Origin of the sequence: Mesorhizobium sp. M4A.F.Ca.ET.020.02.1.1 (assembly GCF_004022645.1) — a bacterium.
Lineage (GTDB): Bacteria > Pseudomonadota > Alphaproteobacteria > Rhizobiales > Rhizobiaceae > Mesorhizobium.
Window position 1 is genome coordinate 1 of sequence record NZ_RZOI01000020.1, and the last position, 22,002, is coordinate 22,002.

The following is a 22,002-nucleotide window of genomic DNA, read 5'->3' on the forward strand; positions in this document are numbered from 1 at the left end:
AGACAGGGCCAGGATCGTCACCGGGCTGCAGACACCGAGCCAGGGATCGGTCGCGCTGTTCGGCAGGACCGTCGCCGCGCGCGCGGAACGGCGCGCGCAGAGCGAGCGGCGTGACGTCCAGATGGTCTTCCAGTCGCCCGACCGCACGCTCAATCCGCGCCACCGGATAGGTCGGATCATCAGCCGGCCATTGCGGCGGCTTGCCGGCCTTGGCCGGAGCGATGCAAGGAACCGCGTCGCCGACCTGCTCCGCTCGGTCAGGCTGGCCGACACGGCCGCGGAACAAAAACCACGCTCGCTCTCCGGCGGCCAGCGGCAGAGGGCGGCGATCGCGCGCGCCTTCGCCGGCGCGCCGAAAGTGGTGGTGCTGGACGAGCCGACCTCGGCGCTCGACGTCTCGGTGCAGGCCACGGTGCTGAACCTGCTCAACGACCTGCAGCACGACAGGGATACGACCTATCTGTTCATCAGCCACGACCTTCGGGTCGTGCGCTACATGGCCGACAGGATCGGCGTGCTCTATCGCGGTCGGCTCGTAGAGACCGGCTCATCCGACCAAGTCTTTCGTGGACCCAACCACCCTTATACAAAGCTGCTTCTGGAAGCGTCTTCCGACAACTCTCCAACAATCTCCGCGCAAGCTGGGGCTGCGGCCGATGCACCATGCAGCGGGTGCGCGTTTGCAGACCGCTGCCCAATCGCCGATCAAGCGTGCCGTAAAACCGAACCGGCGATCAAAGAACTTGAACCGGGTCACTGGGTCGCTTGTTACAAGTGGTAAGCAGATCACGTCGCGGAAGGAAAGGCGCTAAGTGGCGCCCCGGCGCGGCGGTAGCATTCATGTTCGGACAGAATGAGCTTGCGGAGACAATTATTACCCAGTCAAGCGCTCGCTTCGAAATTCGCGCCTTCTGGCAAAGCCACCGGCAAGGATAGGCTTCGGTGAAAATGAAACCTGTTCGAAGTGGAAGTTCCGTTGACCTCAGCCAATCCAGACAAAGCCGCGCTTTTCCTGCTTGCCCCCGATTTCGAGGACGCCAAATTTCCGGGTCAGCACTTCTTCTGCCGGCACTCGGCGCTGGTCGAAGGCGTGCTGACCTCGTTTCCGGCACTTCTCGATGCGATCGAAGTCCGCCGCATCGCCTTTCCGCGACCACGCGCCGAAGTGGTCGAGCTTATCGGCGAAGCCAACCAGGCGCTCCCGGTGCTGGTGCTGCCAGCCGGCCAGTCCTCGGCCTGTGCCAGCGGTGAAGCCAATGGCCGCCAGTTCGTCTCCGGAGCGGAGCGCATCATCGACGCTCTAGTCGAAGACAGGTTGATCCCGCCGCCGCACCCATGATGCCGGCGCTTCGACCAGGAAGCGCTACGCCGATTACGCCGCCGCACGTCACGATCGCACCTTGCGGGCTCATGGCGAGCGCCGCACGCTTTTCGCCAGCGACATCGTCGGCACCTCGGAGCAGATCCTGGAGCAATTGGCCAGGGACCCGATCCTGGCCGGCATACCGGAGCTGCGGCTGGAACTGCCTTACGACTTCGAGCAGCACGAATACGAGCAGATCATCACTGACTTCATCGACCTCATCGCGCCTGCGCTCGGCTGGCGGCGGTACCCAAAGCGGGCTGCGTCCGCGGCAGAATGACGGGGCGGAACAATCGGGCGCCGTCGGCGCTTCAACGCGACGGGTAACGGAATGCCCAGGATTCACGACAGCACCACGGATCTCATCGGCAACACGCCGCTCCTCTAGCTGCACAACTATCGGCGCAAGCGCAATCTCGCCAGCAGGATCGTTGCCAAGATCGAGTATTTCAACCCGGCCGGCAGCATCAAGGACAGGATTGCCTGGGCGATCCTCAGGGATGCCGAGGAGAACGGCCTCATGTGGATGTGACGAGCGGGAACACGGGCATCGGGCTTGCCGCGGTCGCCGCCTCGCGCGGCTATCGCGCCAAGTTCTATCTCAGCGACAACATCAGTCCGGACGAATAAGATCCTGCGGCTCTACGGTGCGGAGATCGTCACGGTGGAGAACGACAAAGCCGTTCGCACCGGCAGACTTGCGGCGCAAACCGTTGCACTCCTTTGAAAACTTCGGAGCCATGTTTCAAAATGACCGCTATGGGCCGGAAGCAGTAGGTCCGCTTGTGGTGCAGGAAAAACGACAGCGAAACTTAATATCTCAGCATCCGATGTCCTGAGTTGACCCAGGGCAGACCTTTGGTGTCGCTCGGTGGTCGACTGCTTCGCGCATCGCTGCTGACATTCGAAACGACGATGTTTGACTACTTGAGGTGCAATGCGCTCCAGGGTCGGCATTGCCAAGCGGCAAATCAGGCAAGGAGCCGCCACATTCGCACAAGACCTGTGCCACGCAATTCCGTTTCCCCGAGCGGCTCGCAAGCAAAATCCGGTCCGAGCAATTGGTGGGTTGCATCAGAAATACGGATTTCATCGGGCTCTGCGGCCTTTTGAATGCGCGCGGCGAGATTAACGGTGTCGCCCCACAGGTCATAGACAAACCGCCTTTTGCCTATGACGCCCGCCACGATCGGCCCGGAGTGAATTCCAATTCTGAGACGTAGCGCTTCGCCCGCGAAGCGCTCTCGCCTGGCCGCCTCCCGCAGCTCAAGCGCATAGTTCGCAATGGCTTGCGCATGATCGGATCGCGCGACGGGCAGGCCAGCGACCGCCATGACACAATCGCCGATGGTTTTGATCTTTTCGCAGCCGTATTGTTCCGAGAGCAGATCGGCCGCCCTGAAGAAATAATTCAGGATAGCGATCGTCGTCGCGGCTCCGACGCTCCGCGCTCTTTCGGTAAAACCGACGATGTCGGCAAAAAGCACACTGACCTCCGCGTGGTTGTCTGCAATTTGCTCGTCCGCTTTCAGCCGCTCCGCGATCGACGCCGGAAGAATGTTGAGGAGCAGGGATTCGGCGCGCCGGTATTCGCGCGACAGACCCTCCTGGCTCTCCCTTAACGCCTCGTTCGTCGATTGCAGCTTCGCATTGAGTTCACGCTCCCTCTCCTGCAGGAGCGTCATTTCATAAGCCTTTTGCTGAAGCCGCTGCTGATGGTCGCGTTCTGGCGTGGCGTCGAGAAAGAGCAGCCACACCGAGCCGCTGTCGTCAAAGAAATGAAGGTCCGCGACACGCCCGCCGGGCAGTTCCATCATGGGCAAATGGAATGGAAGCTCCGGGCAAGGCAGCAGCCCTTCCATGATTTCGAGTTGATCGGCAACGGGCTCGCCAGTGCGAAGCGCCGAAAGCCCGTAATATCCAAGGTTGCCGCCCTTCGCTTCTATGCATTGCCGGGCGTCGATTTTTAGATATGCGGCAGAGCGCTCTTTAGAGAAGAAATCGTATATCCAGCTTCTGACTTCTTTCGGCAACCTGGCCATGATCTACTTGGCGACCATCGAGGCAAGCTGACGAAACGCATCGTCGACATGTTCGCCCGAAAGCGCGCTTGTCAGATAGATTTGCCATCCGCGTTGCTTCAGTTCGTCAATCTCACCATCCGGTATTGCCCAGCGATCGGTCAGATCGGATTTGTTGAACAGCAATACAAACGGCATGGCACCGAATTCGGCCTCGACGCGCTCGCGCAGCGTAAGCGCCACGGCAAGAGTAGCGGGCCGGGTTCCGTCGACGACAAGTACGAGCCCGGTCGCACCTCGCACATAGCTGACGCGGAACGAGCCGATATCGTCTTCGCCTGCCAAATCCCACAAAATCAGATCCACGGTCTTGTCAGGAAACGCGACGCTTTTCTTGTCGATCTTCACGCCCACCGTGGTCAGGTAGTTTTCCGAGAAGATGCTTTGCACGAACCTGCGCACCAGGCTCGTTTTGCCGACAGCGAACCCGCCCAACATGCAGATCTTTTTTTGCAGCATCCTGGGCCCCGCACTACTCCAGGCTGACCGTAACCGAAACCCGGCGATTGGTGGAGTTCCCAGTTCGACTATTTTCATTTTCGGGCACCGCCGGCTCAAACGTGCCCGCGCCCCGCACCTGCAGCAGTTCCGGAGCGACGCCGCGCTTGTTGAGAAGCGCGCGAACCGTCTCGGCGCGGGCGGCGCTGATCGACGCGTTGGCCGTCTCACGGCCCGTTGTGTCCGAATGGCCGGTCAACATGAACCGCGCTGTCACGCCTGCCTTGCGGGCATTTTCGGCGAATTCCTTCAACTGATCAGCCAATCTGTCAAGCACCGGCGCCTGCTCCGGTCCCGGCACAACCTTGCCGGAAGAAAAGAAAATATCGGTCGTCTGGATGGCCTCTCTCAAATGATTAAGTTCGGCAAGGTTCAGCTCGCGCAACTGCGAGACATCCAGAATTACTCCGTCCGCCGAAAGTTGGTCGGCGGCGGCCTGCGCCCGGCCGATCCAGCCGGCAGGAGCCTCGCCCACGACAACGATGCGACCCTGGATGATCGAAAGCTGAACCGATTTCGGCGGGGACAGCGACGCCGTCAGCCGCTTCACCACGAACTTCGGATCAAGACTCTGATAGAATTGCCACTGTGAATGAACGCGGGCAGGATCAACCCCCGTTCCGGACAGCAGAGCTTGCGGGTCGGCGGCAAGCGGGTCTCTCAGACCGGAAATGTAGAAATGTCCGCCCCTCTCCGTTTGTTGGGCGACGATGATTCCCGGTTGAGCCTCAAGTCGCGACACATAATACTGCCAATGCTCCGCCGCGCGTGCATCGGGGCTCACATCATGAACCTTGGAAATGTCGAACTCCGGTCCGCCTACCGAAAGCTGTCGTGCCGCTGCGCGCGCCCGATCTATCCAGGTGTCGGGAGCCTCACCCTCGGCAACGATGCGGTCATTGACGATCGAAAGGCGCACGGTATCCGGCGGATACAGCGACGCCGTCAGCCGCTTCAACACGAACACCGGCTCAAGGCTCTGATAGAATTGCCAGCTTGCATGAACGCGAGCGGGATCGACCTGCGTCCCGGCCAGCAGCAACTGCGGGTCGACGGCAAGCGGGTCTCTCAGGCCGGTAATATAGAATTGGCCATCGCGCACATTCTGTTGGGCGACGATGATGCCGGGCTGCTTCTCCAGTCGCGACACGTAGGCCTGCCAGCGCTCCTCGGGGCTCACATCACGGACACCGGAGATGTCGAAGACCGGGCCGCCGGCTGAAAGCTGCTGGGCGGCGGTCCGCGCCCGGTTGATCCACGCGGTGGTGGCCTCACCCGCCGCAACGATGCGATCATCGACTACAGAAAGCCGCACCGAATCCGGCGGCGCCAGCGACGCCGTCAGCCGCTTCAGCACGAACTGCGGCTCAAGACTCTGGTAGAATTGCCAGCTTGCATGAACGCGCGCGGGATCGACCTGCGTCTCGGCCAACAGCGAATGCGGGTCGGTGGCAAGCGGGTCTCTCAGACCGGCAATATAGAATTGGCCGTCGCGCACAGTCTGATCGGCGACGATGATGCCGGGCTGGGTCGTCAGTCGCGACACATAGGCCTGCCAGCGCTCCTCGGCGCTCACATCGCGGACACCGGAGATGTCGAAGACCGGGCCGCCTGCCGAAAGCTGCTGGGCGGCGGCCCGCGCGCGGTTGATCCACGTGGTGGTAGCCTCACCCTCGGCGACGATGCGACCGTCGACGACCGAAAGCCGTACCGAATCCGGCGGCGCCAGCGACGCCGTCAGCCGCTTCAGCACGAATTCCGGCTCAAGGCTTTGATAGAACTGCCAGTTTGAATGAACGCGGGCGGGATCGACCTCCGTTCCCGGCAACAGCGACTGCGGGTCAACGGCGAGCGGGTCTCTCAGTCCGGCAATATAGAACTGGCCGCCACGAATTTTCTGCTCGGAAACGACGATCCCCGGCTGGGTCGCCAGTCGCGACAGATAGGTCTGCCAGCGCTGCCCCGCTTGCCAGGAAAGAAAGAACCAGGCGCCTGCCGCAGTCACAATCAGCAGGGCTGCCGTCACCACCAGCCACGGGAATCCCTCTTTCGAATCCGAATGCTGCAGCTCGACGCAGGTCTGCAACTGCGTCTCCACGCCGGGCAACTGCGACGTGTCGCCGTCAAACTCCTCTAAAGCCTGCGAGGATTCATCGTGGATGCGGAGCAATGCATCGCGAATTACGTCATGCAATTCCTCCGGCGGGTTTCCCCGGATCACCGCAACCAGCGTCGCAAACGGTCCGACTTCCGACCAGAGACGAAGCTCGCCGAACCGGATGGTGTCCAGGCCGCTGTTCTCTTTCTCGTTGAACGAGTCCTTCACGAAATCCTGGATTGCGCTGAGCATCGAGGAAATCAGTTGAGGGTCTTCGCTGGTGGCGTTTTCGGCGGTTACATGCGCGATCAAAAGCCCGGATCTGCGGCTGATCAGAAAGACATGCTCCACGCGATAGACGAGAGAATGCTTGAGAACGACTTCGGAGAAGCTTGTTCCGGTTCTCCAAGCCTCAAATCTCCACTTGAGGCCATGCCAGGTAAATATATGCCTTAAAGATTCATTCAGCGACTGGAAGGTCTGGTCGATCTTTTCGCCGATCGACTTGCGAATGGCCGGCAGAAACACCGGATACAATATATCCGTTAGTGTTTGCGGGTTCTTCTGGATGGACCGCTGCGCGGCCCTTTCTACGGCCGGTGCGAGGGCCTCGCCGAGTTGCATATGAGACGCGCGCGCGGTTGCGTCGGGGAGAACGTTCCCTACAGCGGCTGCAAGCTGCTCAGGCTCGTCGAGCAGGTGCGTTACGCGTGAAAGCTCCGAGATTTCGCCGCCGACGAGCAGCTGGCGAAGCCTTTCCAGCCGATGATCGGCGGCTGGAACTCCTTCGTAAAGCGCATGGTTGTCCGGATCGACGTTCCGGGCAATTTCCACCAAAAGGCGGGCCAGAGCCTCGCGATCAATCCCGGTATCGTTCGAAGCTGGTCTTTGGGGAAGGCTGATTGGGTCGACGCTCGACGTCAAGTTCCGATCAACTCGCTTTCCAGCTACGCTCCGAGTTGCTCTTGCTGCCAACGGGATCCTGATTTAGACATTTTGCGACCTCGACAAACAGGCCGGCCAAAAGATTTCGGTCGGTCTTGACGTTGCTGAGATCGGAAAAGATCTTCTCCATCAGCATTTGAGCGCTTTCATTCTTTTGCTTGATTTCCTCGCGCAGCAAATGGTCGCTTCTGTTCATGCGATCCGCTATTTCGCGCTCGAGCTCGCTCAATTGATCTGACAACGCGCGCACCTGCTTTTCAAGCGCCTGATTCTGATCGCGAAGATTGCGGTCGATCTCCTTGTCGGCCTCGGCTCGCGCATCTTTTTCGTTCCGCAACTGCGTCGCCAGCGAGTCAACCTGCTTCTTCGCATTTGACTCGTAGGTTTCAAGATTGCGCTTGGCTTCGGATTCGACATCCTTGAAGCGCTGCAGGAACCGCTCTTCAAGCTTGGAGAAGCGGCGGTCATAGTCCTGCATCTGGTTGCCGAACAAAAGATCGCGTATCTTGTCGACACCTGGAGCGTCACCGCCGGCCCCGCCCTCGCGAGCCTGGGCCGCCATGAAGTTCAGCCCGTTACCCTCTGCGTTTCCTATCAGATTTGCCTCCGCTTTACTTGCTGAAGAAGCGGCATTCGCAGAGTCCTTTGCCATCCTTACACCCCATCGCCCAATGAGAAATTCGGAAACGAGAATTTATGTCAGACAAATACCCGGGCCGCAAGCCGGAATCCTCTTGGCTTAGGCCGATTCGCGCGTGTCTTCCGATGCGGGGCCCAACGCCAGAAGGAAGGTCTTCTTTCGAATGGAGAATGGCTGTTCGAGAATGCAGGGACAACGACTGTGGTCAAATCGCCGGTTCCCTGGGACGGCACCGACGGCTACAACCTTCCCAACCTCAATGCCGGCCTTGCTTTGGGACGCCATCGGAACCGAATTCGGCGGACGCCACGAACTGTATGAACGAAACTATGCCGGCAACTACGAGAACCTGAGGATCGAAACCCTGAACGCCGCCACCGCGACCGGAGATCTGGCCTCGATGCAATCGATCGTGAAGGACTGCATGAGCGAATATGATCTTTCCGGCTGGACGAGTTCAGACCTCATCAATCCGGACGACATCAGCCTCGTCGGCCGAGGCACCGTTCAGGCGGCATAGAATGGTGGGACCGTTCCCTCGTGCAGGAGCGGTCCAACTCCTCCCTCTCCGAGGCCGTATGCCAAGGCTGCGAAACGGGGAAAAATGCTTGCCGTGGACCTACCTGCGACCTAGGGCGAGCGAACCTAAACCAACTCCACTTCCACCAGGCCCGCCACCTTCGCCAAGCTCAAGGCAGATCTTCGCGCAAAAGCCATCAGAACTATCGCCTGACTGATAGGATGTCCGCTTTTCGGATGCGCCCGTAGTCGGCTCAATAACCGATATGGGGCGTTCGCGGCTCCACCGAGACAGTAGAGCCGCTTCCAGTCAGTCAGATAGTCAGACCTGCGTCCCTTCGGCTAGCTCGAGGGCATCTTCTACGTCGACCCCGAGATATCTCGATCTTGGTATGGCCCAGCAAAATCTGGACCGCGCGCAGGTTACCGGTCGCCTTGTAGATAAGCGATGCTTTGGTACGCCTCAGCGAATGCGTGCCGTATTCCTGCGGCCGAAGTCCGATTGCCACAACCCATTCATGGACGAGGCGGGCATACTGTCTCGTGCTCATGTGACCCTTTGGGTCCACCCTGCTCGGAAATGCATAGTCATCGACCGTACCGCCGCGCGCTTCCAGCCACGCGAGAAGACTGGATCGCGCGTCGCCAGCGACATCGTCGGCACCTCGGAGCAGATCCTGGAGCAATTGGTCAAGGACCCGATCCTGGCCGGCATACGGGAGCTTCGGCTGGAGCTGCCCAACGACTTCGAGCAGCACGAATACGAGCAGATCATCACGGACCTCATCGGCAACACGCCGCTGCTCGAACTGCACAGCTACCGGCGCAAGGGCAATCTCGCTGGCCGCATCGTCGCCAAGATCATTTCAACCCGGCCGGCAGCATCAAGGACAGGATTGCCTGGGCGATCCTCAGGGACGCCGAGGAGAACGGCAACATCCAGCCAGGTGGGCCATCGTGGATGTGACCAGCGGAAACACCGGCATCGGCTTCGCTGCCGTTGCGGCCTCGCGGGACTATCGCGCGAAATTCTGTCTCAGCGACAACATCAGCCCGGACAAGGTCATGATCCTGCGGCTCTGCGGTGCGGAGGTTGTTACACATCAACGGGATGCTCGCCAGCGCGATCTGGTTCTGGCTGCGATGCGATTCATCCGCTTGGCCGGGTGCCTAACATCGCCAGCTTGGCGCTCTATCTGCTGTTGGGCTAACCTGGAAGCTAATCGATGATAGACGAACGCAAGAAGCTGGCGGTGGTGGTATTGTGGGTGATCGGCGGGATCGCGGTGAGCCGTTTCTGGGGTGACGCGATCTTCGCTTTTGGTGGCGAGCAGCTGACTGTCGGCGCGGGCCTCGCTTATTTCGGATTGTTAGTGCTCTTCATCGAAGATTCCGCCTAGCTTGCTAAAGCGCGTCGCGCCGAAACGGATTCAGGCGACGCGCTTAAGCCCTTTGTTTTTATGACCTGTCGTTGCCCCAGAAAACGCCCACACTTCTGGGCGACATGCATTAGGAGGCTGAGGCATGATCGATGCGCTAAAGTGGATCGGTTCCTTGCTCTGCGCTGCCGCGCTGGCGTTTTTGATTTATATTCACAGCGACGAGCAGCGACTGCGTGACTTCGAAAATTGGATCAACTATTTCGCCGACGTGGCGAGCAATGAATAGGCGCGCCGGTCTCCCGTCACCCCGCCTCGTAGCGGGCAAATCTGTGAATCGCTACCGCTCGACCCCTTGCCGTGACGCCAGTCCTCATTAGGATAGAGTTCGGCCGTCATCAACGGAGGCGGAAATGACCAAACCTCATTTCAAGAAACTGCTTGGCGCGCTGGTCGCCACATCGGTCCAGTTCGGCACGCTCGGTTTCGCGTTCGCCGATACGACCCTTCTCAACGTGTCCTACGACCCGACGCGTGAGCTCTACAAGGCCTATGACGAGGCTTTCGCCGCGCACTGGAAGGCCGAGACCGGCGAGACCGTGACCATCCAGCAGTCGCATGGCGGATCGGGCGCGCAGGCCCGCGCCGTGATCGATGGCCTCGACGCCGACGTGGTGACGCTGGCCCTCGAAGGGGACATCAACGCCATCGTCTCGAAGGCGAAGAAGATCAATCCGGATTGGCGCAAAAAGTTCGAGAACAATTCGGCCCCTTACACCTCGACCATCATCTTCCTGGTTCGCAAGGGCAACCCGAAGGGCATCCATGACTGGAACGACCTGATCAAGGACGGCGTCCAGGTGATCACGCCCAACCCGAAGACCTCCGGCGGCGCGCGCTGGAACTATCTCGCCGCCTGGGCCTATGCCAACGCCAATGACGGCGGCGACGAGGCCAAAACCAAGGAATTCATTGCCAAGCTCTACTCCCAAGTGCCGGTCCTCGACACCGGCGCGCGCGGCTCGACCGTGACCTTCGCGCAAAAGGGTCTGGGCGACGTGCTGCTGGCCTGGGAAAACGAAGCCTATCTCGCGCTCGACGAATTCGGCGCCGACAATTTCGACATCGTCTATCCGCCGACTTCGATCCTGGCCGAGCCGCCTGTCGCGGTGGTCGACGCCAATGTCGATGCCAAGGGCACGCGCAAGGTCGCCGAGGCCTATCTCGGCTACCTCTACTCCAAGGAGGGCCAGACGCTGATCGCCAAGAACCACTATCGTCCGGCAAAGCCCGATCTGGTTCCCGCCGAGGACCTCGCCAAACTGCCCGAGATCAAGCTGATCACCATCGACGATCCGCTTTTCGGCGGCTGGAAGAAGGCACAGCCTTATCATTTCGGCGATGGTGGTATATTCGACCAGATCTACAAGCCCGCCCAGTGAGGCGCGACGGCCTGACAGTCACGCCGGCCCAACCGGCAAAGGACAGCCACTCTTACTATGCTAAGTCGCCAAACAGAATGGGCCATATGAACCGGACTTCCATCGCTGGCGCTTTTCGGACACCCACACCTCCGCCGCGCCCAAATTCTAGATCCCAGCCGCGTTCCTTGAGGGGGTAGCTCGCCCTGTAGTCCGAGCCGCGGAAACAGCAGTTCAGCAACATTGAAAGCTTCCTCCAGATGCGGATAAGCGGAGGCGATAATCGTCTCCACACTGGAGTGCAAGCCGACGGCGTTTCGGGATCAACGTTTGTATTACTCATCAACGATGCCAAGTCCTGACCAAATACAGCGGCCGTCTTAGTCGATTGTTATTTTCGAGACTTTGTCGACATCGTATTTCTTCGTCTAGGCTGCGATAATACACGAATCTCTCTGCGCCACGATCCAGCGTTCTCGCGTCGAGTTCCGATGCGCCGTTCCAGTCTCCCGGGCTCTGCGACGGGGTGTTTGGGCTGCACTTAGGCAGCGCTCGAGCCGTCGTGGCGCACTTTGCCATCGGTCTGACGGAGCATCGTCACAGGCAATCGAGCGCGGTCCGGCCGTCTTTCGATCGGCGCGGCCGTAGGCAGGATAACGTGAGTTCCGTCGTTCTGGTCTGCATCGGTCCTCATCCGCCGCACCGGGTCTCCTTGTCTCAGGCGGCGTCCGTCAGCGTGCGGGCGCCATGCGTTTGAACTGCGTTCGCACCGCTCATTGTTACGCTCCCAGCAGCTTGCGGGCCTTGTCGTGCGCATGCCGGCCGGCGTCCGCCTAGCTTGCGGCTGGATCGCCGACATAGAACGTGCCGTCGCTCCAGATCGCGTGCCTGATCACGCCAGCTTGCGCGCCACCGCGACGCAGGCCTTGCGGTGGCAGGAGCGATTGGCGATCGCTGGCCCCAGCTCTTGACCTTGTCATTGAAGCGCGTCATCAGGTCCTACGCCGCCCCGTAGAGCGCGCGCCGCACGTCCATGTCGCCAGCCCTCGAGATGCGCCCCCCTAGTCAGGCCGAAGTAGGCCGCGACGTCGCGCAAGCGGCGGAAGCGCGACGGATCGTCGATCGCGGTCATGAAGCCCACCGCGCTGGCCCAGGGCCGACGCCGGGGATCGCCATAAAGCGACCGATTGACCGCCCGGCTTGGTGGCGGCGCCGGGCGAGGCTGCGGGGCCATGAATGAGCGCAATGCTATGGACGTCCGCCCCGTCTATATTCGCCGGGATCGATAAAGCTCCCCGCCCAAAAGTTACGTTTGGCAATGCGGGCTTCGCGCTCTTCGGCGTGTTTCACCAGATCGCGTCCGAGATCGATGCCTCCCACGAAGCAGACGCCGACATCGTCGTCATAACGGTCCTTGCCTTCGATGATGCAGGTTACATCCCCTGCAGCAATAAGATGTTGAATGTGGTCGCGCGCATACTTGCCGCAGGGCCAGATTTTGTCAGCGGCATCGAAACACGGCTGCGAAAGTTCGGGGGCATCGATACCAAGCAACTGAACTCGTTTCTTGTCATGCCACAGTGTGTCGCCGTCATGAGCAAACCAATGCTCTGCTGCGGAAACAGGCCCACAGGTGACCACGAAGGTAAGGGCGAGGATCAACCTGCACATGGCCGAGCAAAATCTAATATGATCCCGGCAAGGATCGTCCTGCCATCGCTCTGGATGCCTACGGCCCGCAGGCAAAGGCCAATCGGCGGGAGTTCTGAAGCTCCGCCCGGCACGATGTTCTCATCCACTGAACTGGTCAAGCACCTCTTATTGCGGGGGAACGCCTTACTGCCAAAGCAGATGTTGCTCAGTCAGCCTGTCCGGAAGGGCGCGTCCGGTCTTTATCGCTTAGTTGCCCGCCGAGTGTCAGCAAGCCCTAACTTCCGCGATCACGCCATACTCCCGCGGACAGCCTTACCCTACCTCAATGTCGCGGCGGACCTGATCCGCCTTGGCCGGCGCCTGTTACCCCAAGCCCCCCGCCCAATAGGCGTCGGCCATCTCTTCACAGAGAAGCCTAGGACGCGCATTTCCCGTTTCCGCTGTCAGCGCAGAGCCCGGGCCTCCCGGCGCCCGCCTGGTCCTTTCGGCCCGCACTAGCAGCTAAGCCATGAGGCGCTTCGAAATCGCCCGCAATAGCTCCGTTTCGTCGGCAATCCCGTTCCGGAAAGCGCTGACGATTTCAGCAGCGAGGTCTTCCCTCTGCTCTTTGTCTTTTTGGGCTAGACGGCGCTCATCGCAAAGCCGATCGAACACCCGCTGGAGCAACTCCAGATCGCTTGGCACAAGTATCCCGTCGAGGCACGACAGAGGCATTACGCAACCCTCAATTGGCTAAGACCCTGCCTGTTATTTTGTGAGCGGTTTGCCGATTTCAAGCTACCTCTTGCGCCGCTTCTCCGGCGTCCTGGCAATGCTGGTGAACTGCAGTTTCCGATCTTTACGCCGACACGCAGGAAGCCGCTGCGCGACATGGTCGATTAGCTGCCCTTGGCCCTGCCGTAGGCGTTGGGGCTGGTGTCGGGCGTGTAGATCAGGCCGACATCCGTGCCGCCGCACCTGTTGCATTTCAACTTGGGAATGAGGTCATCGGCCTTTGCCGGCGCGTCAGGGCCGTAGCGGTCCCGGAGCTGGGCAAGGTCGAGCTTTTGGCTATGGTTGCAGGGAGACCAATGACAGAACGCCGTCACGGCCATCTTGGCGTCGATCAAGCTTTGGAATGTCCAGCCCTTGCCCATGCACCCGATATAGTGCGGCTCCAATCAATCCGCCACGCCGGCCTCCCGATGAACGGTGGCGTCAAAGATCACCTCATAGACGCTCCCAATTTCTTCCTCGATCTCCGTGCTGTCGATCCCGAGTACCTTGGCGTCAGCAAAAAGCTGTTGGGCCAATTCAGCCACGGAGATGACGTCGGCGCCGACCGTCTCCGGGATGTTGTTGGAAATCCATTTGTGGAGAAAGTTGATGCCGCGCGTGCTCATCTCGGCGACAAGCGCCGGCGGGGCATTAGGTTCCTTCCGTCGGAGACGTTAGGTCGACATCTCTTTGATGACCGCATCGAGCGAGGCGATATCTTCCAGCGCGGCTATTTCGAGCGGATCAGCCGCCTGTGCTGGCGTGCGTATCTCAGGAACGCCACCAGGCCCTATTGGCGCGTAGCTCATTACAAGGGTGTCGCGATACTGCCTGAGCAGGACGAGCGCTCTATCAATGGTTCGTTGGTCCATCGGTGAGATTTTAGCATATAGGTCCAACTCTGCGCACTACGCTAATTCTTCCCGAAATCCTGCCCGTTTCGGCGTCAAAGGTCACCTTGTCGATGAAGCGTCCTAATTGGCATCCCCCTGTCCGTTTCCGCTACCGACAATGCCAAAATCCTGAGATTTGATATTTCCATCCGCCAAGAGAAAGCCCTCAGCAGCCAGGCCCCGCCTCAACAACTCACGCACCGCTGACGCTCGGCTTGGCATTCGTCTTTCAAAGCGCCAGTCCTCCAGCGCATCAATTTCCCTTTGCGACAACATTATTTGAAGACGTACAGGTCTCTCGATTTGTGGCATTTTGCGACCTCACCCATAAAGCGTCGAATGAGTAGTTAGCGTATAATGAGCATAACACTCCAAAGGTTGCATGACCATCGTCTTGGGTCTGTACGCCTGATGAGGCGAATGCATTAAGGGCTGCGTCTACCGTAAGTACTAACTTCTTGAAAATATTAGCTTATTTAATGCTTTGTGACTTGTGCTCCCCTTCGCGAGCGCGCATGGTGAAGGTGAGGGTAACCCGGTCCGGAGGACAAGAGGTCACCATGCGCTACCATTATTCACAGACCCTACTGGACGACGTTACGGCGAGTGTCACTGAGGCGTTCCAGAGGCTTCGCATTGTCAACGTTCCGGTCGTGGCGGAACAAGTCAGGCGTCGTCATCTCTCGGAGAATATCGCCCTTGAGGACATTGAGGAGATAGTCCTGGACACCGCTCAAATGTTTCACATCCCGATGGAATTCGACGGTACGCGCGGCATTTTTGCTGGGCACGAAGCGGAAACCAGGCTGGCCGGGCGATTTGCGACCTCCCTCCACGGCCAACCACCACGCCTTTTGGCGAGCGAGAACTAACGCTTGGCCAGCGCGAAACGGTCGATGGCCCCGAAATATCTCGATCATCGGTTGCAATGCCCCGGTGCCGCAATGCTTATGTGCGATATCGACCACTTCAAGAAGCTCAACGATCACCTCGGACCATGCCGAAGGCGACCGATGCCTAGTGGAGGTCGCACCGATCATTCGAGACAACATCCGGCGCGGTGATCTTGTGGCCCGCTACGGAGGCGAAGAGTTCCTCGTTGTTCTGCCCGGCATAAAGGACGAGGCGTCCTCTGTCGCGGAACGCATCCGGGAAAGCGTAGAAGCCGCCGCCATTCACAACCCGGGATCGCGGCTGTCTCCTCGCGTAACACTCAGCATCGGAGTGGCAATTCAAACTTCGGACGAGGTGATCTCGCCGGAGAAACTGCAACGCCAAGCGGATGAAGCACTCCTGGTGCTCGGAACCATCTGTCTCGGTTTCGCCACGCCGACCGAAGGCGGCGCCATGGGCTCGGTCGGCGCCCTCATCATGGCGGCGGCCAAGCGCCGGCTTTCGCTCGACCTGATCCGGCAGGCGCTGACCTCGACGACGCGGTTGTCGTCCTTCGTTCTCTCCATTCTGATCGGCTCGCGCGTCTTCTATTTGACTTTCTGTGGTGTGAACGGCCATCTGTGGGTGGAGCATCTCTTGGTGTCACTGCCCGGCGGCGAGGTCGGCTTCCTGATCGTCACCAACCTGATCGTCTTCTTCCTCGCCTTTTAGGCGAACCTAAGGACCAGGAGGAGGACTAGAATTCCATGTGCATGTGGTGTCTCTTTCATCCACAAAAGGGTAGATGAACCCATCACGAGCGCGGCTGGTTTGAGGCCGGAAGCGCTCTGGCTGCTTTGGAGCTAATGTCGGCGATTTCGGTCGGTAGGCCATCTGTTAAGACGGTCCGTGTGGTCATTCGAACCACTGTCGCGATCGCGATCTATTTTATCCCATTTTTTGATGCTTTCCTCGTCCCGCCCGGCCGCGCACCCATGCTCGAGCGCGCGCGGCTACTCTGGAGCATGGCGGCCACGAATCGCAGATAGCGCACGAATTCGAGCCAGAATCATCCCATCCGGCATCGGTGAAGAACCTATGCCCGAACAGGCGTAGGATTGGACCTCGGCCGGTAGCGATGTCGATCAATGCCAGAGCAAGCGCCGACCAGCGCTACTCCCCCGCTCACATCGTTCTGGACCATGCAGCGAAGACATGGGCTACCTTGACCGCACTCGCCTGCGGGGCTTGCGCAACCCATTCCAGCAAGGTTTCGAAACGGGCCTCGGGATCAAGCATGTCGTCATCATCTTGGTCCGTGGATGCGACGCCGCTTCGCGTTCACCCGACCCTTGTTCCCCTAGCAGATGGCCTGGAACCCTGTCGGGTGCAGCATTGCGGCAGTTTGCTTGCCGACAACTATTCCTGCTGGAATTGACATGGCCAATCTTCAGGCCTGGTCAAGCCAGACGGCAACTCGGTCCGGGTGTCTCCGCAAGCCATGTTGAGCTGCCATTGGGACAGACCCGCCGATTTGGAAAGATCGAGGCCCTCGATACGGGTCAGAAAGAAAAAAGCGCGGTCAAAGTCTATCGGCTCGGTGAACGTCGCTCCTCGGAAGTCCGCCCGCGCGAGATTGGCAAACGAAAAGCGGCTGCCACTGATATCGGCGTCATGGAACTGCGCTCGCCCTAATTCCGCCTTTGTGAAATCAACATCGGTCAGATTGGCGTCCTGGAAATTCGAGCGCTGCACTTCCGCGCTCGTAAACACAGCGCCCTGCGCGTCCATATGGCTGAAGTCGGTCCTGTAGGCCTCGATTTTGTCGAACCGGGCTCCTTTGGCGGTCGAGCCGGCTAGGGAAGCACGCACAAGCGTTGCCTTCTCAAAATTTGCCGCAAGGAGATTGCTGTTCCTGAGGTCGGTCGAAGTGAAATCAACACCGATCAGGTTCGCGCCGCTCAGGTCCTGTCCTTTAAGGATGAGAAGCTTTTTGTCACAGTCCTGCCAATTGACGCCGGGCGTCGCGGCTGCGTCGCAATTTTGAGCGGCAGTGGCGTTCTGCCAAGCAAATACAATGCAAACCGCTAGAACCAAGCCGGATGTGACGTAAGCTCTAGTTCGTCTCAAAGTCATTGTTTCTGGACCTCTCCTACTCGCCGACAATCAAGCTTACCACATCTGCTGGCAATCGACCCACGGTAACGACCGCCGTCACATTTGGCGCATTTCTGCACAATTGCGGCTCGGAATTGCAGCCGATACTAGGCGTCGCTCATCTACCTCTCCAAAGCGGTGGCGTGGACTACGCTCACCCCGCGCGAGCTTGAAGGCGACCCGCTGCCTTCTCCGAGCTGGTTTCTTCACTACTGTAGCGCGCACCAGGTGATTTCCGGAAGCGGAACAGCCCTGGAGCAGCAGCGTTCGCCCTGATGGCTCTCGTCACTGGGTTTGCGTCTGCAATAAACGTCCTATCTGATGGTTCTGCTCTTCACCCGATTGCGGCAATAAGCGCAGAAATGCGGGCTCGCACCCTCGGAGGTAGTTGAACAAGTTGCTCGATCAGGCGCCGACCTTCTGCGCTGGCAATGAAGCCAATGCGCTCATCGGTTCGTAGACGTGAAGCCTCATTGCCGCTCTCACCATTCTCCGGAAGGCCTTCGAAAAACCGACTGACGGCGACGCCTAGCGACCTGCCAATCTCGTAGAGCATGGACGCGCTCACTCGGTTCCTTGCGTTCTCGTATTTTTGGAGTTGTTGAAAGGTTATGCCTATCGATCGGGCAAGCTGAACCTGCGATACGTCTGACTGCACGCGAACCGCTGCGATCTGCCTGCCGACATGCACATCGACGGGGTGAGGCTCACGCCCGATCTTTGGTTGTGGCGCCGCCAGGGACGGGCTGGAGCGGTTCGGCTTCACAATGCGTTCGATGCCCCAACAGATCTTTGGGTGAAAATCAGTCGCGGTCGGTTCTGGTTTTTGTGTCGATTGTCAGCCGAATTTTCGCGCAGGCGGCACAACTATCCTGCCGGAGTATCCGGATATTTCGATCCCGGTACCGAAGGCACGCGAGCGGCTTACGAAGCCCTCGAGACCATCTCGCGCCACGTGCCCGGTGGCGGGGACCGGGACCAATCTGCCCCTTTCGGATCCTATGCGATCATTTAGATCGCCGATCACTACCGGCAGAAGGTCTATGCCTTCGAGGGTTCCACTCTCATCGTAGCGGCAAGCCGCGACAATGCTCTGCCAGACTTCCGGAGGATCCCATTCGCCCTCGTCCGGATGGACGTGAAACAGGAAATTTCCGAGACCGTAGAAGATGGGCAAGCCGTTATAGATTTCCACCGCCTGAAGAACCGGGGCACCGTGGCTGACGAAGACGTCTGCGCCGGCGTCGATGCATGTGCGGGCAAAGGTCTGCACCCAGCGCGGCACATCCTGCCAGCCCGGTTCCCAATGATGGTGGTGCAGATAGGCGATGACGAAATCGCCCCGCGCAGACGCCTGACCGATGGCAGACAGATGGATGCTGGCGCTCGCTTGATCGACTTCGACCATGCGGCCGAAATTGGCTGCTTGGGTGAACACGGTGCCGTAGAAATTGAGCTCCCCGTCGCTCGCTATCTCCGGCGGATCTTCCGGCTGCGCATAATTGGTCAGTTCGAAGGGAGAACTTTGCAAATGGCCTCCAAGCCGTGCCAACCGTCGGAAATGCCCGTCCGGCACTCCAATTTTTCGAACGGTCTTAAGCCGGTTGACGCCAGGGCGAGACGGGCGAAAGGCCGTGTGGTTCTCGGCATACATGCTGGACGGGCCGGGACCCGCATCGATCGCAAGAAGAGCGACGTCGCGTGTACCTAGCCGGCGGCGGCCCAGTTCCCGGGCATCGGTCGCGTCGACCCCGATGCCCGCATGCAGGAAGCCCCGTTCTTGAACTTCCTCTAGCGTCGAGAGGACGCCGCCAGCACCGAGATCGAACGCGTGGTTGTTCGCTAAGGCGAGCGCGTTGAAACCAATGTCCTGCAATGCATCCAGAACTTCGGCCCTGGAATAGCCGAAGTACCTGCCCTTGGTCGGCCAACCACCATGTTTGCCAAGGATCGTCGATTCGAAATTGGTGAAAACGACGTCACCTTGCTGCAAGAAGCGTTTAACCTCCGCGAACCGTTCGTCTTGAACATGACGGATGTCGTGCGTGATCAATGATTGGCCGGTTACGACCGCGCAAAATGGGTCTTTCATGAACTCGCCTCATGCTCGTGAAGGGTCGGGCGCCGACATTCGTCCAGCACCACATCGAAGTCGCCGCAGATCGCACGGGCTATTTTGGCAGGGCCGGAGAAATGTCCGTCCTGAACCACTTCAGGCTCAACGCCTTGATGGTGCCATCCTTGGTGGCAGCGTCGAGCGCCGCATTGAACTTGGTGAGCAGCTCGCTATCGTCTTTGCGCATGCCAGCGCCAACACCCGGGCCCCAGAGACCGCCATTCAGCTCCGGTCCGAAAAACACCGCAACCGACCCACCCGGCGCCTCCAGGAAATCGCGCCATGTGAAATAGTCGGCGAGGCCGCCGTCGACGCGCCCCGCGGTAAGGTCGAGCTTCAAATTGTCGAGACTGTCATAGCTGCGAATGGTCACGACATCACCGAGGAGTTGCTTCACAACAGCCTCGGAGTTCGATGAACGAAGGACACCAATGGTTTTGCCGCTGAGGGTCGATCTGAGCCGCTCGATGGTTGCCTTCTCTTTGTCTCCAACCGTGGAAAGATTGACTTTCGCTTTGGTGTCGCCAGTATCGAGCCCGAGCTCTTTGCGCACGACGAACTGGTTGTAGCCGCTGGCGTAGGGGCTGGAGAATGCAATCTGCAGCTTGCGCTTCTCCGTGATCGCCATCCCGGACATGATGACGTCGTATTTCCCGACGAGCAGCGCGGGAATGATTCCGTCCCAATCCTGCGCCACGAAGCTGCATTTGATTTTGATGCGATTGCACAACTCGAGACCGACATCGACATCGTAGCCGTAAAGCTTGCCATCCGCGTCGGTCCCGTCCCAGGGCGGCGACGCCCCTTCGGTGGCGATTGTTATCGTTCGCTCGCTTTCGGCACGTGTCGGCAAGGCTGCGAGCAGGGACGCGACAGAAATGGCAATAGCCAAGGGCATGCGCATAGGGCACCTCTTTCTTTTGGTTTGGGTGGGAAAGCAGTCGTAGGGCTGCGGCGTCACGGCGCGGATGTCGTGATTTCGTGGTCGGGCAAGGTCGGACGGAGCCGCGCCTTGCGTTTTTGCTTTAGGGTGCCGACGGTCGAAAGCCGCCGTTCCAAAAACTGGGTGGCTTTTACGGCGAGTGTCGTGAGCGCGAGATAGATCGCTCCTGCGACGATGAATATCTCGTAAGACGCGAAGGTGACCGACACCATCTGTCTCGCCATGCCGGTTACCTCGAGCAACGTAACCGTGCTTGCCAACGACGAGCCCTTGATCATCCCCACGACCTCGTTTCCATAAGCGGGAAGCGAAATCCGGAAAGCGATCGGAAAGGTGACAAGGCGGGCGATCTGAAAGGGTTTCAGGCCAAGCGCCTTGGCGGCCTCGACGATACCGGTCGGCACGGATTGGAGACCGCGGCACAGGATTTCGGTCGTGTGCGCCGCGCTGTTTAGCGAAAAAGTGAACAGGGCGCACCAGAGAGGGTCTTTAAGGATCACCCAGAAGACGCTGGCGCGCACAGCATCGATCTGGCTCAAACCATAATAGAGCAGGAAGAGCTGCACCAGCATCGGCGTACCGCGGATTACATAGGTGTAGGCCAGCACCGCGAATGAGAGGCTCGGGCGTCCAAACGCGCGAGCGAACGCCAACGGCACCGACAGAAGAAATCCGGCCGTCAGCGACAGGACTGTGAGGATCAAGGTGAGACCGATTCCTGAGGGCAGAGCCCGTAGGGCGTCGAACATCAAGCCAACGTTCATGGTGTCGCCCCCTATCGACTGAATGCGGGAAAGCGCCGCTCCGCCAAGCGGATCGACAGCAATGTGATCGTCGTCAAGGAGAGATAGAAAAAGGATGCGGCAAGGTAGAAGGTCAACGGCGCGCGCAAGGATCCGGCGCCGACGTAGGCAACGCGCATGATGTCGGTCAGGCCGACGACAGAGACCAGTGCTGTATCCTTGAATAGCGATATCCAAAGATTGCCATAGGCGGGCAGCGCCAGCCTTAGCATCTGCGGACCAACTATGAACAACCAGCGCTGCCAGGCTTTCAGGCCAAGCGAGTTCGCGGCTTCGGTCTGACCCGCTGGTACCGCCGCGATTGCACCGCGGAAAACCTCGGTCGCATAGCCGCTGAAGACAATGGTCAGCGCGATGACCCCTGCGGTGAAAGCGTTCACCTCGACATACCTGCCAGCGAGCTTGCTGGCGAAGGTGGTTCCACCGAAATAGATGAGAAGGATTATGAGGAGTTCCGGAACACCCCGAACCACGGTCGTGTAAGCGGTCACGACACTTTTGAAACGGGCTGCAGGCGCGCCTTTCGAGATGGCCAACAGCAAACCGAATACGGTGCCCAGGAACCCACTAACAAGAGCAAGGCCGACGGTAACCATGAAAGCCGCAGCAAATTGAGCAGAAAATCCGCCCATGAGACTCTTCCATCAATTCGCAATTTCGCAATGTATGCCACGTCTTGCCGCGACACACCTCTGGCCGATAGCCAAGGATTGCAAAATCTACTAAGGGATATTCTGCAACGGTTTTGCAGGATTGACCCTAAATTACCGAGCTAACCTATTCATTCAATCTATAATTTTCAGAATTATGCCTATAACAAATGATTATACGGGCAGCTCCTCTCTCGACGCTCTGAATTAGGAG

General features: G+C 59.2%; 22 protein-coding genes and 5 pseudogenes. 10 read left to right on the forward strand and 17 right to left on the reverse strand.

What is annotated here, in order from left to right:
• The 3 genes and pseudogenes from EN742_RS03040 to EN742_RS03050 form a co-directional block, all read left to right on the forward strand.
• A partial coding sequence (locus EN742_RS03040; RefSeq protein ID WP_148670014.1) for an oligopeptide/dipeptide ABC transporter ATP-binding protein occupies nt 1-781 on the forward strand: 781 nt, incomplete at its 5' end.
• A 195-nt stretch (nt 782-976) separates the two neighbouring features.
• Nucleotides 977-1,339 (forward strand): DUF3088 family protein, encoded by a 363-nt coding sequence (locus tag EN742_RS03045; protein WP_126056363.1) that lies wholly within the window; start codon nt 977-979, stop codon nt 1,337-1,339.
• A gap of 1 nt (nt 1,340) precedes the next feature.
• A pseudogene (locus EN742_RS03050) lies at nt 1,341-1,643 on the forward strand (LLM class flavin-dependent oxidoreductase); the annotation flags it as partial.
• Between the two features lie 691 nt (nt 1,644-2,334).
• Here the strand turns inward: EN742_RS03050 and EN742_RS03055 are convergent.
• Genes EN742_RS03055 through EN742_RS03070 form a run of 4 tightly spaced genes read right to left on the reverse strand, consistent with a single transcriptional unit; the run spans nt 2,335 to nt 7,637 of the window.
• A complete protein-coding gene (locus EN742_RS03055; protein ID WP_126056365.1) occupies nt 2,335-3,405 on the reverse strand; it encodes an adenylate/guanylate cyclase domain-containing protein in 1,071 nt (356 codons plus the stop codon).
• Nucleotides 3,406-3,408: 3 nt separating this feature from the next.
• Entirely contained in the window at nt 3,409-3,903 is a 495-nt protein-coding gene (locus EN742_RS03060) for a Rab family GTPase (protein ID WP_126056366.1), read from the reverse strand.
• A gap of 13 nt (nt 3,904-3,916) precedes the next feature.
• Entirely contained in the window at nt 3,917-6,964 is a 3,048-nt protein-coding gene (locus tag EN742_RS03065) for an OmpA family protein (RefSeq protein ID WP_126056367.1), read from the reverse strand.
• Between the two features lie 7 nt (nt 6,965-6,971).
• Complete coding sequence (locus EN742_RS03070; RefSeq protein ID WP_126056368.1) at nt 6,972-7,637, reverse strand: hypothetical protein; 666 nt, start codon at nt 7,635-7,637, stop codon at nt 6,972-6,974.
• A 247-nt stretch (nt 7,638-7,884) separates the two neighbouring features.
• Here EN742_RS03070 and EN742_RS03075 point away from each other — a divergent pair, with 247 nt between their 5' ends.
• Nucleotides 7,885-8,145 carry a 4-hydroxyphenylacetate 3-hydroxylase C-terminal domain-containing protein gene (locus EN742_RS03075; protein WP_245455610.1) on the forward strand — a complete coding sequence of 87 codons (261 nt, stop codon included), beginning with the start codon at nt 7,885-7,887 and terminating at the stop codon, nt 8,143-8,145.
• A gap of 321 nt (nt 8,146-8,466) precedes the next feature.
• Here EN742_RS03075 and EN742_RS03080 read toward each other — a convergent pair.
• Nucleotides 8,467-8,785: pseudogene (locus EN742_RS03080) on the reverse strand (tyrosine-type recombinase/integrase); the annotation flags it as partial.
• 322 nt (nt 8,786-9,107) lie between these two features.
• Between EN742_RS03080 and EN742_RS39100 the strand changes: the two are divergent.
• From EN742_RS39100 to EN742_RS03090, 4 genes are all read left to right on the forward strand, one after another.
• A complete protein-coding gene (locus EN742_RS39100) occupies nt 9,108-9,374 on the forward strand; it encodes a pyridoxal-phosphate dependent enzyme (protein ID WP_245455732.1) in 267 nt (88 codons plus the stop codon).
• Nucleotides 9,371-9,544, forward strand: coding sequence for a hypothetical protein (locus EN742_RS37830; RefSeq protein ID WP_189375144.1), 174 nt, complete (start codon nt 9,371-9,373; stop codon nt 9,542-9,544). The genes EN742_RS39100 and EN742_RS37830 overlap by 4 nt, the downstream gene beginning before the upstream one ends.
• A 124-nt stretch (nt 9,545-9,668) precedes the next feature.
• Entirely contained in the window at nt 9,669-9,812 is a 144-nt protein-coding gene (locus tag EN742_RS37835) for a hypothetical protein (RefSeq protein ID WP_189375145.1), read from the forward strand.
• Between the two features lie 124 nt (nt 9,813-9,936).
• The gene (locus EN742_RS03090) at nt 9,937-10,965 is read left to right on the forward strand and encodes a sulfate ABC transporter substrate-binding protein (protein WP_126059035.1); all 1,029 of its coding nucleotides are present in this window, start codon (nt 9,937-9,939) and stop codon (nt 10,963-10,965) included.
• A gap of 812 nt (nt 10,966-11,777) precedes the next feature.
• Here the strand turns inward: EN742_RS03090 and EN742_RS03100 are convergent.
• From EN742_RS03100 to EN742_RS03130, 6 genes and pseudogenes are all read right to left on the reverse strand, one after another.
• A pseudogene (locus EN742_RS03100) lies at nt 11,778-12,126 on the reverse strand (transposase); the annotation flags it as partial.
• A gap of 66 nt (nt 12,127-12,192) precedes the next feature.
• Entirely contained in the window at nt 12,193-12,606 is a 414-nt protein-coding gene (locus EN742_RS03105; RefSeq protein WP_189375146.1) for a thermonuclease family protein, read from the reverse strand.
• 869 nt (nt 12,607-13,475) lie between these two features.
• The gene (locus tag EN742_RS03115) at nt 13,476-13,757 is read right to left on the reverse strand and encodes a hypothetical protein (protein ID WP_245492248.1); all 282 of its coding nucleotides are present in this window, start codon (nt 13,755-13,757) and stop codon (nt 13,476-13,478) included.
• Nucleotides 13,758-13,979 (reverse strand): DUF768 domain-containing protein, encoded by a 222-nt coding sequence (locus EN742_RS03120; protein WP_126056373.1) that lies wholly within the window; start codon nt 13,977-13,979, stop codon nt 13,758-13,760.
• A 48-nt stretch (nt 13,980-14,027) separates the two neighbouring features.
• Nucleotides 14,028-14,162: a hypothetical protein gene (locus EN742_RS39975; protein WP_281033065.1), complete on the reverse strand. Its 135-nt coding sequence runs from the start codon at nt 14,160-14,162 to the stop codon at nt 14,028-14,030.
• 668 nt (nt 14,163-14,830) lie between these two features.
• Nucleotides 14,831-15,235, reverse strand: a complete 405-nt coding sequence (locus tag EN742_RS03130; RefSeq protein WP_126056376.1) for a hypothetical protein — start codon at nt 15,233-15,235, stop codon at nt 14,831-14,833.
• Here EN742_RS03130 and EN742_RS39110 point away from each other — a divergent pair.
• Nucleotides 15,179-15,545, forward strand: a pseudogene (locus EN742_RS39110) (diguanylate cyclase); the annotation flags it as partial. The gene EN742_RS03130 and the pseudogene EN742_RS39110 sit on opposite strands and share 57 nt — an antisense overlap.
• Nucleotides 15,540-15,848 (forward strand): annotated as a pseudogene (locus EN742_RS39115) (TRAP transporter large permease subunit); the annotation flags it as partial. The pseudogenes EN742_RS39110 and EN742_RS39115, both read left to right, overlap by 6 nt.
• A 690-nt stretch (nt 15,849-16,538) precedes the next feature.
• Here the strand turns inward: EN742_RS39115 and EN742_RS03140 are convergent.
• From EN742_RS03140 to EN742_RS03165, 6 genes are all read right to left on the reverse strand, one after another.
• A complete protein-coding gene (locus EN742_RS03140; protein WP_126056377.1) occupies nt 16,539-17,255 on the reverse strand; it encodes a pentapeptide repeat-containing protein in 717 nt (238 codons plus the stop codon).
• A gap of 355 nt (nt 17,256-17,610) precedes the next feature.
• Nucleotides 17,611-18,042, reverse strand: a complete 432-nt coding sequence (locus tag EN742_RS03145) for a helix-turn-helix transcriptional regulator (RefSeq protein WP_348632842.1) — start codon at nt 18,040-18,042, stop codon at nt 17,611-17,613.
• 72 nt (nt 18,043-18,114) lie between these two features.
• Complete coding sequence (locus tag EN742_RS03150; RefSeq protein WP_128332410.1) at nt 18,115-19,368, reverse strand: CapA family protein; 1,254 nt, start codon at nt 19,366-19,368, stop codon at nt 18,115-18,117.
• A gap of 79 nt (nt 19,369-19,447) precedes the next feature.
• Nucleotides 19,448-20,296 carry a transporter substrate-binding domain-containing protein gene (locus EN742_RS03155; protein WP_128332411.1) on the reverse strand — a complete coding sequence of 283 codons (849 nt, stop codon included), beginning with the start codon at nt 20,294-20,296 and terminating at the stop codon, nt 19,448-19,450.
• A 53-nt stretch (nt 20,297-20,349) separates the two neighbouring features.
• Nucleotides 20,350-21,099, reverse strand: coding sequence for an ABC transporter permease subunit (locus EN742_RS03160; protein ID WP_128332412.1), 750 nt, complete (start codon nt 21,097-21,099; stop codon nt 20,350-20,352).
• A gap of 11 nt (nt 21,100-21,110) precedes the next feature.
• Entirely contained in the window at nt 21,111-21,770 is a 660-nt protein-coding gene (locus tag EN742_RS03165; RefSeq protein WP_128332413.1) for an ABC transporter permease subunit, read from the reverse strand.
• Nucleotides 21,771-22,002 lie beyond the last annotated feature (232 nt).